We start from the raw sequence: 13,030 nt of genomic DNA, 5'->3' as shown, positions 1-13,030 counted from the left end.
CTGAGGACGGAACATTGGTGAGTGGAGTTTCCACCTTCTAGAAAAAGTTTCTTGTGTCATCGTAAATTCTTCCTCTACTTCCGTAACCTTTCGAACGTCGTGTAGCTTCTGTCTTCAGTCCTCTGATCAACCGCCTAGTTCCTCTAGGATCGGGCAATCCGGTCGACTATCCCCATGACAATGTTTGGATAGGTGACGTAAAGTAGCGCACATCCCTTCTAATTCTGCGATTTTTTCCTCCATTTCCTTTACATGGGACACTGCTAGCGCTTTCACCTGAGCGCTGGCTCTGGATTTATTTCTCCATAACCCTAAAAGCTGTTTAATCTCCTTCAAAGAAAAACCTAACCCCCGGGCACGCTTGATGAATCTCAAGGTGTGAACGTCGTTTTCTCCGTAGATTCTATACCCCGATTCGGTTCGATAGGCTTTTGGAATGAGTCCGGTAGATTCGTAATGTCTGATTAATTTTGCGCTGATCGCGGTAAGTTTAGACAGCTCGCCGATGTTCATAATTTATATCCGAATTAAGAATTCTTTTAATCGTAAAACATTCCAATAATGGGAAGGATTGAAGAAAAGTTACTTTTTTTCTTTTTTTTATCTTTTTTTGGTTTAGCCTATTGACCTTCCCACGGCGGTAAGCTTTAAACTTTGCCGTAGCGATAGAGGAGAAAACTCGAATGAGAGAACTAAAGATAGACGGAATGACCTGCGATCATTGCATGTCCACGATAAAAAAAGCGATTCAGAAAATGGATCCGAAAGCGAAGATCGAAATCGACCTAAAAACGGGCATCGCTAAAATAGAAAGTGCTTCCACCGAAGCCGACCTTTCGAATGCGATTCGGGAAGAAGGGTATACTCTTTTGTCCATTAAGAATATTTAAATTGCAAAGACGAAACCGAATGTTCCGTAACGTCGCATAGTAAGCTCTTAAAACGTGACGATACTCTCACAGTTGTATTCGTTTAAGGGAAATTATAATTAACATGACAGCAAATAAAACTCAAGGTATGGAAGAAGTCACGCTCGATTTATTCGGCATGACATGCGCGAACTGCGCTTTGCGAATCGAGAAAGGCCTGTCCAAAATACCGGGCGTATCGGAAGCGAGAGTCAATTTTGCGAGAGAGACCGCTTTCGTGCGTCATAACCCCGAAACTACGACTTTAGAACTGCTCGCAAAAGTCGAGTCACTCGGATATAAAGCCTCCGAGCATACCGACAAGAATTCCGCCGAAGTAACCAAAACCCATCAACACGAGATCAATTCCTTAAAAATTAGATTTTTATTATCTACTTTTTTCTCGCTTCCCTTACTTTATTCGATGGTCTCTCATTTCGAGTTTCTCTCATTCCTTCCTCTGCCCGGATTACTTATGAATCCCTGGGTTCAATTCGTTTTTGCCGCTCCGGTCCAATTTTGGATCGGATTTCCTTTTTATCGAGGCGCCTTCCGAGCCTTAAGAAACGGCGCCGCGAATATGGATGTGCTAGTGGCTCTCGGAACGACTGCGGCTTTCGGGTATAGTTTAACGATCAGTTTTGTTACCGGAATTGCGAACGGAAATCCGTTTTTTCTTATAACGGATGATCACTCGGCTCATTCGATGGTTCCGCCTTTGTATTACGAAACGTCCGCGGTATTGCTCACGTTTTTACTAGGGGGAAAATGGATGGAGGCAGTTGCCAAAGGTAGAAGTTCGCAAGCGATACAATCCTTACTGGCATTAAAGCCTGAAATCGCGAGAATACGGAAAGGGGAAGAATGGATCGAAGTTCCTTCCGAGTATCTGAATCCGGGTGACGAGATTCATATACGCCCCGGAGAAAGAATGCCCACCGATGGAATCGTGCTTTCCGGATCCAGCGCCGTCGATGAATCGATGTTAACGGGAGAAAGTCTCCCTGTCGAAAAATACCCGGGATCTCAGGTCATGGGCGGGACGATCAATGGCAACGGTGCGTTGATCGTCCGAGCGGATAAAGTGGGGTCGGATACGCTTCTTTCTTCCATTATTCGGACCGTCGAAGACGCGCAAGCGTCAAGAGCACCGATTCAAAGAGTCGCGGACAAAATCTCTTCGGTTTTCGTTCCATCGGTGGTTCTCATCGCGATCTTGGATTTTATTCTCTGGTATTTTTTGTTGGAACCCGGAATCTTGGGAAGTGCATTAGAGAAATCGATTGCAGTTCTCGTAATTGCTTGTCCTTGTGCTTTGGGTCTTGCGACTCCCGTTTCCCTTCTCGTTGGTACCGGAAAAGCCGCCAGCCAGGGAATCTTATTTAGAAATGCCGAAGCCCTCGAAACTGCAGCGACCTTGGAAGTACTCGCATTCGACAAAACCGGTACGTTAACCGAAGGGAGACCTGCAGTTGACGGAATTCTCACGACCGGAATCGGGGAATCGGAGATTTTGCGGAAAATCGCTTCGGCCGAATCCGCTTCGGAACATCCATTGGCCAAGGCAATCGTAGAATATGGAAAAGAAAAAGGGCTGCACATAGAACTTCCGACCGACCTTCGAGCAGAGCCGGGAGGAGGGCTGCGGGCTCGTATCAAGGAAGAATCCGTAATGGTAGGTAAGGCGGAATTCCTTTCTTCCAATATCGAGGACCTCCCTCTTAAATTGGTCACCCAAAGCAAAGCCTGGGAAGCCGAAGGAAAAACGGTGGTTTGGGGAAAAGTGGAGGGAGTTAATCCTTCCTGGATAATCCTTTCCCTTCAAGATAAATTGAAAGACACCACGAAAGAAGCCGTCGATGAACTCAATCACCTGGGTTTGGAATTAGTGCTCTTAACGGGAGATCATAAACTTACAGCGGAAAGTATCGCGTCCAAACTCGGTATTACCGAAGTCCGTGCATCTTTACATCCAAAAGAAAAATCTGATGTTATAGGAAGTATTCAATCGACCGGGAAAAAAGTCGGAATGGCAGGAGACGGAATCAACGACGCACCAGCCCTGGCAAAGGCGGAAGTCGGTTTCGCAATGGGAAACGGAACCGATATCGCTATGGAAACCGCCGGAGTGGTGCTCGTAAAAGGCGATCTGAGAAGATTGGCGGATGCGATACGGATCAGCAGAGCGACGGTGCGCAATATCAGGGAGAATTTATTTTGGGCCTTGGCATACAATGCATTCGGTATTCCGATCGCTGCAGCCGGCTACCTAGCGCCTTGGATCGCCGGCGCCGCGATGGCGTTTAGTTCCGTTTCGGTCGTGGGCAACGCCTTACGTTTAAAAAGAAAATAAAAGACGAATTCCGGCCGATAGTTCTACGTCGAATCGGACATAAGGATGAAATTCGTGAACTAGTTCTTATCGAGCCCCGAGGTCAATTTCACCCCCCTTAAAAACCGAAAATTAGAGTATGCTAGGCTTCCCCGCAAACAAGTTTCGACTTGGCTTAATTTTATTCGGATTACCGATTTTGCTCGGCATTCCGATGGACGGGATCGAAGCCGATATAGACAGCAATCGGGCAACCGCATTACTTCGAGTCGAACACGGATTGAAGGAAAACGAATTCCATCTCAGGGCGATCAATAGTACGGTCTCGAACTTCGGAAGCGCGGACGATAAGGCATTGTACCGTCGTTGCATCCAGCATCATATCGAAACCCTTACCCTTTATCTTCAATTCGATCTTCCCCATTCCTACGACGAAATGAGACAAACGCAGCGACTTTTAGTCGTTCTATATTCCGGCGCAGTGGAGAAGTATCGATTTCAGGTACGACGAGAGTTGGACCATTTGGCGAAATACGCCCTTCGAACAAAGGATGCCGAGGCGACTCATCAGTTGGAAATCGGGTACAGGGAATTAGGAGCGGCGGGGATTAAGAAGACGATCGCCGATAATACTAGACCTTATCTGCCCGGTATCAAAACCCAATATCTTTACGAATCCTTAAAGTTATTGAAGCAATCCCGTAAGTATATGGTGTTGCTTTCCCTCAAGTTTTTGTCCGATTTCCAGCCCGATTTGCAATCCCACGAATTCGAAGAAGTTTATAATGAGATCAATCGAGCGATGTTCTCGAAAGCGGATCAATATTCCCGAATTCACTTCGATAATAATTTCATGATTTTCGACTCCGAAAATCTCTACGAAGCCACCTGGGAGACTCCGGCCTTGCAAGAACTCGAAAAATCATTGGGTGAAATCGATCCGGGCTTAAATCGCCAACGTCGTCAGGCAAAACGAAGCCTAACTCCCTAAAAACGGCTCGACTTAATTGGAAATTTCTTTTCATCGAAACAAAACCAGGATTGACAACGAGTCTTCGTAACGGTATTTCCTTCCTTTGTGCCGGAACTAACTTGTCCCAATTGCGGAGCCCCCGTACCATTCGTTAATAAAGCGTCCGTATACGCAATTTGCTCGAGTTGCAGGACTCTCTCGCTAAAAAACGACGTAAAACTCGAAAAAATCGGAACGTCCGGAGAGTTAGCGGATGATAATACTCTTATCCAAATCGGAACCGAAGGAACGTTTCAAAATAAGAACTTTCGGGTCCTAGGCAGAATTCAGCTAAAATTCGATCTCGGATTCTGGAATGAATGGTACGTTGCAGAAGACGGTGGAAATACCGCTTGGATCGGGGAAGCACAAGGAACATATTTTTATACGAAATTGGATTCTAAAATCCAACCGGATCGTTTTCCTCAGATACCGGCTCCCGAAAAAGAAGATCCCATCCTAGTATACGAGGCAGGAGGAAAAAAAGACCGATTAACTCCGGGTGATACGTTCAATCTCGACGGAACCTGGACTCTAAAAGAAATCATGACTGCCGAATGTGTAGGAGGAGAAGGGGAACTCCCTATCGGATTCGAAACAGGATATACGGCGGTCTTGTTGGATCTAGCGAATGAAGAAGGTCGCTTCGCAACGATCGACTATTCCGAAAATCCGCCCCTCTTTTTCCTTGGGGATTCCGCTACGCTGGAAGAGCTTCATCTCAGAAATCTAAAAGAGAATGCGATCGCGTACGGCGCGGGACAAATCCAAGCTCGTTCCATACAATGCGTCGGATGCGGGGCTTCCCTCAGTCAACTCAGACCCGATTTTTCCAAATCGATTGCATGCGAATATTGCGGAACCGTAATGGACACCGAGCGGGACGATTTGAAAGTCATCGCAAAATTCGAGAACGTTTCTAAAGAAGGAATTTTCTTACCTCTAGGAACTCCTATCAAGTTACCGAATCACCCGGAATCGAAGGTACTGGGAATTCTTCGAAAATCCACCGAAGAAGATGGGGAGACATTCGAATGGACCGATTACCTGCTCCATTACCCCGGCGGGTATGCTTGGTTAAACGAAAACAACCTAAACTGGACCTATTTTGAACCTTTACTTGGAATTCCTAAATGGGCTCCGGGATTAAAAAGAATTTTCGGCAAGGAAAAATATAGTTGGTACGGAAGATCCGATTCTAATACCGATCTTGCACTCGGTGAATTCTACTGGAGAGTCCAAGCGGGAGAAAAAGCGGAAATAGAGGATTTTACCTCTCCTCCGTACATGCTTTCTTCCGAAAGAACGGATCGCGAAATTTTTTGGTCAAAAGGGACTTTTGTTCCGTTCGATGAAATGAAAGCCGCTGTGCCTCTCGAGGTCGCGTCTAAATTGCAGCGCCCTGAGGATATCGGTGCTTGCCAACCGAATCCGTTTAAGATCCGGTTGAAACGGAATTTGCTCGTAGCAGCCGTGCTAACGACCGCCTTCTTCTTACTTCAAGTATATGGTTGTTTAAAATCAAAGAACCTGACCGTGTTCGAAGGTACCTTCCATTATACCCAAACGTCCGTACCCGGAACCGATATCGGATCTCCGAACTATAAGGATAACTCCTTCGTCACGGATGTTTTTGAAATTCCCGGAAACCCTTCTGATAACGTCGAAATCCAACTGGAAGCGCCGGATCTAGATAATAAATATATGTATTTCTCGCTGGCGTTAATCGATGCCGATACCGATACCGCTTATGATACTTCCGTCGAAACCAGCTACTATCACGGAGTAGACGACGGAGAATCCTGGTCGGAAGGTTCCAAGTCGGATTCGAAGTCTCTGGCGGAAATTCCACCCGGACATTACTACTTACGCTTAGAAACTCAATCGGACTTTCGTTACGGGGCGGGAGCCAACTATAAAGTGAAAGTGATTCGAGACGTGATGAGTCCGGCACCTTTCTTCATCTTCGGAATTCTACTTTGGATTCCCTTAATATATACCTTCTTTCGAAGTTACTCCTTCGAAAGCCGAAGAGGTTAAAAAGAGTTTATGTCGAATTTTTTAAAAGGCTTACTTTACCCCTTATTCGCCGCATCGATGGCCTTCGGATTTTATTCCCAGTATCGAACTGGTGGAGCTTCTACCGAATACGAAACTATTTCGAAGGTTCCTAAGACGGTAAGACAAAATCCGGGTATCTATCGATCTCATTATAATTGGTTCTCGACGTATTCCGGAGGAAAATAATCTGCAACGGGCGCTATTAGTTTCCGTATTAATCCTTTCTTCTTGCGGTCTCGTTTACGAACTTTTAGCCGGGACCGTCGCAAGTTACCTCCTCGGAGAAACGGTCACTCAGTTCTCCCTAGTCATCGGTGTTTATTTATTTTCCATGGGTATCGGAAGCTGGCTCTCCCGGTATCTTTTGAACGACCTTGTGCCCAAATTTCTCGAAGTCGAACTCGCCTTAGGATTATTAGGCGGATCGAGCGCCGCATTGCTATTCCTAAGCTTTGGACATACTCGAATCTTTCAAATCCCTCTCTTCGCGATCGTGGTCGTAGTGGGAATTCTAGTCGGCATGGAAATTCCTTTGCTGCTTCGCATTCTGCAAAAGAAACTCGGTTTCCGGGATTTAGTCTCCAAGGTCTTGAGCCTGGATTATGCGGGCGCCCTCCTCGCATCCTTGGCCTTTCCGATTTTCTTTGCCCCCAAATTAGGAATGGTAAGGACTTCCTTTTTCTTCGGAATTCTAAATGCCGGAACCGCTCTATGGGGAACCTGGATGCTTCCCCTATCGGAAAGGGAAAAGAATCTGTTGCGAAGCAAATCCGTAATCGTCCTAACGTTCTTGTCCCTGGGATTAGCCTTTGCGGAATCCATTACCACTTATAGCGAGGAGAATCTTTACACCGATGAAATCGTTTACTCGAAACAGACTCGTTTTCAAAAGATCATAGTGACTCGATACAAAAGCGAACTTAGACTTTTTTTAAACGGGCATTTGCAATTTAGCTCGAGAGACGAATACAGATATCACGAAGTTTTAGTGCATCCGGCCATGTTGTCGCACCCCAACCCGAAGAGAATTCTCGTGCTAGGAGGAGGTGACGGTCTCGCAGTACGCGAAATTCTAAAGTATCCTAACGTGCAAAATGTGACGTTGGTCGATCTGGATCCGGAAATGACCAAGCTTTTCGCACAACAATCATTATTAACCCAAATCAACCGTTCCAGCCTTACCGATCCGAGAGTGAAAATACAAAATGCGGATGCTTTCCTTTGGCTGGAGGAATCGGGCGAAACTTTCGACGTGGTTTTAATCGACTTTCCGGATCCTAGCAATTTTTCCATCGGAAAATTATATACCACCGCATTTTATAAAAGTTTAAAACGAAGATTGAATCCGCTGTCGATCGTCGAAATTCAGTCCACTTCTCCGTTATTTGCAAGAATGTCGTTTTGGTGCATTGAAGCGACCCTGCGAGAGTCCGGGTTCAAAACAAGGCCCTTACACGTCTACGTTCCCTCCTTCGGCGAATGGGGATTCGTCTTAGCGGGGACACGGCAATTACCGGATTATAAACGGGATCTTCCGAAAGAATTACGTTTCTTAAATATTACGGAATTGGAAACTCTTTCGGACTTTCCGGAGGACATGTCCCGCCTTCCGGTGGAAACTAACCGACTGGACAATCAATCCTTGGTTCGATATTACGACCAGGAATGGAATCGATTGTTGGATTGAATTTTGGGCGGTCCCCTCTCTTCGTTCGGGTCACGCTGCTCCGGGCTCCGCGTTCGCTACGGTCTCAGCGACTCTTTCTATTAACATAAACCGTTATCCGCAAACGCTGCGACTGCTTCGCACCCTCCGCATCGTTGCCGCTTACAGAAGACGGAGGAGTAGAGTAGAGATGGAAGTCTGTTAGACTTCCATCCCCCTCAACGAACCGAACGTGCAGATTTCCCGCATTCGGCTCTTTTAAGGACTGTACCTCATTGCTTTCGCTTTTTGGTAGAGCTTGGATCTTAATTGAGTTAGTTTTTCCGATAAGCCATCATGATTCAATGGGTTCTTATCTATTTCCGTAGTGGATGTTTCCATCAAGCGGTCTTACTCCTTTAATTTCTAAGCATTCTCTATAAGAACCCCTTCGCTCCCTGAGCATTACCCCAGTTCTTCGCTACTATGAGTTCTTCCGACTTCCTTATTCGCCAAATGTAAATTATTCGTTCTCTACACTTGTTGCATTTAAGCACAAATAAGGATCTCCCAGGTTCCTGGGGTTTCCTTCGAAACGCGCTATCCAACTTTACCCCGAGTATTCCGACAAGTGCATTTGTTCATTTCTACCTTGTCGATTCCAAGCTTCATCATATCAGAGAGACTGGCTAATACCACTTATTTCTGTTACGAGGCTTCAAGCATTGGTTCGCTTTCGCTATGGCTCATTTCTTTGCTACGAGAGGCTTCCTTTGTTCCGTTACCGTTACAAAGGCTCTTTTCGCTACCTGCCGAAGGAACAATGAGCAGGATGGAGGCCTTCCCTCCATTGGAAATCCCAGACTTTGCCTGGCGCACCTCAAGACAGTAGCTGCTCGATGTTGTGAAGGTTATAGAAGTAGAGGAGATATCTACTGTAATGCAGGAATCTTTCCATAGAGCATGGAAACTCGGCTCATCAATGTTCTGTCCTCAGTCCTCTGTCTTCTGTCCTCTGAAAGACAGACGCGTTCGCTTTGCTCACGCTGGACAGAAGCGGCTCGAGGTTGGAAAAATTACCGAAGTAGAGGAAAAATCCACCGTTAACATAAGAATCATTCTCTATTACGTGGAAACTCTGACCACCAATGTTCTGTCCTCTGACCTCCGTCTTCTGTCATCTGCACGGAAACTTGGCTTATCAATGTTCTGTCCTCCGCGAGCAAACCGTCTAATCTTGATAATTATCATCTTCGCCATAACACAGTTTAACGATTATCGCATGGAAAAATATTATGGAATCGGTTATCGTACACGTATGCAGACTCGTATATAGGCCTCAGAAACCATGACGACAAACCTCCTTGATTCGTTGCTAAATTCTCAGGTTTCTTTAACGTTTCTTTCGCCGGCAATACGGATCAAGAACGGAGAGAGAAAAATTGACGAAGGCAAAAAGGGATGAAACCGATAATCGGGTCCTTGGAACATTACATTATCTTAATAATTACGGTTTTTTTATCCGTTTTGTCGATTTGGATCGCAAAATCCGTACAAAAAAAGGAAACGGTCAACCGGATCGGCTCTGGAATTGCGGCCGTACTGGTACTGAATGCGTTGGTGTACGTCCTGTATAGAATCGGCAAGGGATATTGGGATCTCCGGTATGATCTTCCGATGGAGTTTTGCGATTGGGCAATGATCGCAACCACGTTAGCGCTGATTACTCGCAAAAGGACTGTCTCCGAGCTTTCTTACTTTTGGGTTTTAGGCGGATCTATACAGGCGGCAATTACTCCGAATTTGCAGTTTAATTTCCCGCACGCTTACTTCTTCTTATTCTTCATCGGACATTCCGGATTGATTATTGCCGCCTTATATTTGGTTTTCGGTCTTAAATTATACCCGCGGAAAGGATCCATTGGGCGAGTATTTCTATACAGTCAAATATACTTTATCGTCGCTTTACTTTTGGATTTCCGACTCGATACAAATTACGGTTTTCTAAGATATAAACCGGCCAACGGATCATTCTTGGATTATTTAGGAGAATGGCCTTTCTATTTGCTATCGCTTCAGATCCTAGGAATCGGAGTCATCCTATTATTATACTTCCCTTTCTATATCCGAAGAACGAACCGGGATGCAATACGGAAAAAAATCGTTCATGGATTCGGTTTCCTGAACGCCGGAAGCCCGCGAATCCGTTAAGGATACCGAAGAAAATATTATCCATTCGATCCAAAATGTCCCGTCTTAGAATAAAAATGTCGACCGATGCCATAAAAATTCAGAATAAAACTAAACGCCGGATTTTAAAAAAATCTCATCGCGCTCGACGCTCTTTTTCTTTAACTACGGTAACTTCCCCGTTGAAGTCGTTTTGGACCCGAGTTTCTCGGAGCAAAGCAACTAGTCAAGATTACCTATGAATAAGACGAATCCGATCATGAAAGAGTTTTGGACCTATTCAAAAGGGGAGATCTTTACCGTATTATCCAGTTCTCTCGAAGGAATTACGAACGAAGAGGCCAAGGAACGGCAAAAAATCTACGGGAGGAATATTCTAAAATCTTCACGTTCTGCTACCAGCCTACGATTGCTTTTAAGCCAATTCAAAAGTCCAATTACTTTGATTTTACTAGGTGCGGCCTTTATTTCCTGGAATTTAGGAGGCAGAACGGATTCGTATATTATTTTTTCAATCGTTCTAATCAGTAGCATACTCGGCTTCTGGCAGGAAAAAGGCGCATCCGATTCGGTAAATAAATTGCTAGAGATGATTCGTTTAAACGCGAATATAATAAGAAATGGCACTTGGTCCGAAACGAATTTCGAAGAGATCGTTCCCGGAGATATCGTTTCTCTCACGGTAGGCGATGTTATCCCCGCCGACTCGTTGATAATCGAAGCGAACGGGTTGTATATGGACGAGGCCGCTTTAACGGGAGAATCCTTTCCTGTGGAAAAGACCGAAGACCGATTACCCAAGTCCACTCCGCTTTCCAAACGTACGAACGTTCTCTTTACCGGATCCCATGTCGTCAGCGGCTCCGCAAAAGCGATTATCGTAAAAACGGGTTTTGAGACCGAGTTCGGAAAGATTGCGAATACCTTGAAAAAGACGCAGTCGATTACCGAATTCGAGCGCGGCGTTAGACGATTCGGTTATATGCTTATGGAAATCACGATGGTGTTGGTGCTCGTAATCATCGGAATCAACATACTGCTGCAGAAACCCGTAGTCGATTCTTTTCTTTTCGCACTAGCGATCGCAGTCGGACTGACTCCACAACTATTGCCCGCGATCATCAATGTTAATCTTGCTCAAGGAGCGACAAGGATGGCCCAAAAAAAGGTCATCGTAAAAAAACTAAGTTCCATCGAAAACTTCGGAAGTATGGATGTTCTCTGTTCCGACAAAACGGGAACTTTAACGTTAGGGAGAGTCAAGGTCCAAAATACTCTAGATTATTCAGGCCAAGAGAATCAACTGTCCTTATTCTACGCGTCGATCAATTCGAGACTGCAAAAAGGATTTAACAACCCGATCGATTCCGCAATTTCCTCTCTGTCGATCGAGGGCGCGGATAAATTCGAGTACCTTGCGGAAGTTCCCTACGATTTTTCCCGAAAACGAATCGGTATTTTAGCTTCGAATGGAATTGAAACGGTCCTAATTTGCAAGGGAGCCTTAACGACCGTTTTGAATGTATCAAAGTTCGTGCAAGGTTCGGATGGTAAGCCGATTCCGATCGAAGCGGTTCGGGATACCGTCGAATCGAAATATAAAGAATTGAGTTCTAAAGGATTTAGAACTCTAGGAATTGCGATCAAGTCCTTGCCGAATCGTACCGGTGTTACGGTAGCAGACGAGGATGATATGATATTTCAAGGGTTCGTGACTCTATCCGATCCGATTATCTCGAACATCGACCGAACGATCAAGGAGTTGAACGACTTAGGCATTTCCCTAAAGATCATAACGGGCGATAATTATCTAATCGCTAAGCAAGTCGCCGAATCCGTCGGTTTTAAAAATCCAAGAGTATTGACCGGCTCAGCACTTCTGAGCATGAGTGACGAAGCTCTTCAACGGCAGGCGGATCGTACCGACGTATTTGCGGAGATAGAGCCTAACCAAAAAGAAAGAATCATTCTGTCCCTGCAAAAAACCGGTCACGTAGTCGGATATATAGGAGACGGAATTAACGATGCGACCGCACTCCACGCGTCGGATGTAGGAATCTCAGTCGCGAACGCAGTGGACGTTGCCAAGGAAGCGGCGGATATCGTACTTTTAAATAACGATTTAAACGTCCTTCTTAACGGAGTTAAACAAGGCAGAATGACGTTTGCAAATACTTTAAAATACGTATTTATGGCAACGAGTGCAAATTTCGGAAATATGCTCAGTATGGCGGGAGCGTCCGCATTTTTAAGTTTCCTCCCGTTACTTCCGAAACAAATTCTCTTAACGAATTTATTAACCGACCTTCCCGAAATGACGATATCTTCGGACAACGTCGATAAAGAATGGATCATATCGCCTAGAAAATGGGATATTCTTGCAATCCGGAAATTCATGTTCGTATTCGGAACGCTCAGTTCCGTATTCGATTTCGCTACATTCGGCGTATTATTATACGTGTTAGATGCGGGAGAAAAGGAATTTCAATCGGGATGGTTCATCGAATCCGTAGTCTCCGGTACCCTCGTAGTACTCGTAGTCCGAACGAGAAAAGTCTTCTATAAAAGTATGCCGGGATTCTATCTGTTATTAGCCACTTCTTTCGTCCTGATCCTGACGTTGGCTCTACCGTATCTTCCGGTCTCGGCCTTGTTCGGATTCACTCCCTTACCCGCGTCTTTCTACTTTGCCATGGCGGGAATCGTAATCGCGTACTTTATTCTGACGGAGATTTTTAAAAGGATATTCTATTCCTTTATCTACAAAGATTAAAATTTAGGGAACCGAATTATAACGGAATAAAGCTCGGCAGCAGTCGGATGGAATCAAGGTAAAACGTTATTCCGCAGCAAAGGTAAATGCGATCGTTTAGCTTATGTAT

Annotated in this window: 9 protein-coding genes; 8 read left to right on the top strand and 1 reads right to left on the bottom strand. The window is 45.2% G+C overall.

The features are described from left to right. Nucleotides 1-126: 126 nt before the first annotated feature. On the bottom strand, nucleotides 127-513 hold the full coding sequence (gene cueR, locus LEP1GSC047_RS20385) for a Cu(I)-responsive transcriptional regulator (RefSeq protein ID WP_010415365.1): 387 nt from the start codon (nucleotides 511-513) through the stop codon (nucleotides 127-129). A gap of 170 nt (nucleotides 514-683) precedes the next feature. Between cueR and LEP1GSC047_RS20380 the strand changes: the two genes are divergently transcribed. From LEP1GSC047_RS20380 to mgtA, 8 genes are all read left to right on the top strand, one after another. Further along, complete coding sequence (locus LEP1GSC047_RS20380; protein ID WP_010415367.1) at nucleotides 684-890, top strand: heavy-metal-associated domain-containing protein; 207 nt, start codon at nucleotides 684-686, stop codon at nucleotides 888-890. Nucleotides 891-993: 103 nt separating this feature from the next. Next, the gene (locus LEP1GSC047_RS20375; protein WP_010415370.1) at nucleotides 994-3,261 is read left to right on the top strand and encodes a heavy metal translocating P-type ATPase; all 2,268 of its coding nucleotides are present in this window, start codon (nucleotides 994-996) and stop codon (nucleotides 3,259-3,261) included. A gap of 118 nt (nucleotides 3,262-3,379) precedes the next feature. Further along, nucleotides 3,380-4,231 carry an adhesin OmpL37 family surface protein gene (locus LEP1GSC047_RS20370; RefSeq protein ID WP_010415374.1) on the top strand — a complete coding sequence of 284 codons (852 nt, stop codon included), beginning with the start codon at nucleotides 3,380-3,382 and terminating at the stop codon, nucleotides 4,229-4,231. Between the two features lie 87 nt (nucleotides 4,232-4,318). Next, the gene (locus LEP1GSC047_RS20365; protein WP_010415376.1) at nucleotides 4,319-6,292 is read left to right on the top strand and encodes a DUF4178 domain-containing protein; all 1,974 of its coding nucleotides are present in this window, start codon (nucleotides 4,319-4,321) and stop codon (nucleotides 6,290-6,292) included. A 9-nt stretch (nucleotides 6,293-6,301) separates the two neighbouring features. Next, nucleotides 6,302-6,499, top strand: coding sequence for a hypothetical protein (locus LEP1GSC047_RS20360; RefSeq protein ID WP_010415379.1), 198 nt, complete (start codon nucleotides 6,302-6,304; stop codon nucleotides 6,497-6,499). 1 nt (nucleotide 6,500) lies between these two features. Beyond that, nucleotides 6,501-8,000 (top strand): polyamine aminopropyltransferase, encoded by a 1,500-nt coding sequence (locus tag LEP1GSC047_RS20355; RefSeq protein ID WP_039935620.1) that lies wholly within the window; start codon nucleotides 6,501-6,503, stop codon nucleotides 7,998-8,000. Between the two features lie 1,419 nt (nucleotides 8,001-9,419). Then, entirely contained in the window at nucleotides 9,420-10,169 is a 750-nt protein-coding gene (locus LEP1GSC047_RS20345) for a YwaF family protein (protein ID WP_010415386.1), read from the top strand. 217 nt (nucleotides 10,170-10,386) lie between these two features. Next, complete coding sequence (gene mgtA / locus LEP1GSC047_RS20335) at nucleotides 10,387-12,921, top strand: magnesium-translocating P-type ATPase (RefSeq protein WP_010415390.1); 2,535 nt, start codon at nucleotides 10,387-10,389, stop codon at nucleotides 12,919-12,921. Nucleotides 12,922-13,030 lie beyond the last annotated feature (109 nt).

This window comes from Leptospira inadai serovar Lyme str. 10 (assembly GCF_000243675.2).
Classification (GTDB): Bacteria; Spirochaetota; Leptospiria; order Leptospirales; family Leptospiraceae; genus Leptospira_B; species Leptospira_B inadai.
This window is presented reverse-complemented; position numbering and strand designations above follow the sequence as displayed.

Excerpts from the sequence above, each read along its gene's own strand:
- LEP1GSC047_RS20375 (WP_010415370.1), top strand. The coding sequence starts at position 994 with ATGACAGCAAATAAAACTCAAGGTATGGAAGAAGTCACGCTCGATTTA.
- LEP1GSC047_RS20380 (WP_010415367.1), top strand. The coding sequence starts at position 684 with ATGAGAGAACTAAAGATAGACGGAATGACCTGCGATCATTGCATGTCC.
- cueR (WP_010415365.1), bottom strand. The coding sequence starts at position 513 with ATGAACATCGGCGAGCTGTCTAAACTTACCGCGATCAGCGCAAAATTA.
- LEP1GSC047_RS20345 (WP_010415386.1), top strand. The coding sequence starts at position 9,420 with ATGAAACCGATAATCGGGTCCTTGGAACATTACATTATCTTAATAATT.
- mgtA (WP_010415390.1), top strand. The coding sequence starts at position 10,387 with ATGAATAAGACGAATCCGATCATGAAAGAGTTTTGGACCTATTCAAAA.
- LEP1GSC047_RS20370 (WP_010415374.1), top strand. The coding sequence starts at position 3,380 with ATGCTAGGCTTCCCCGCAAACAAGTTTCGACTTGGCTTAATTTTATTC.
- LEP1GSC047_RS20360 (WP_010415379.1), top strand. The coding sequence starts at position 6,302 with ATGTCGAATTTTTTAAAAGGCTTACTTTACCCCTTATTCGCCGCATCG.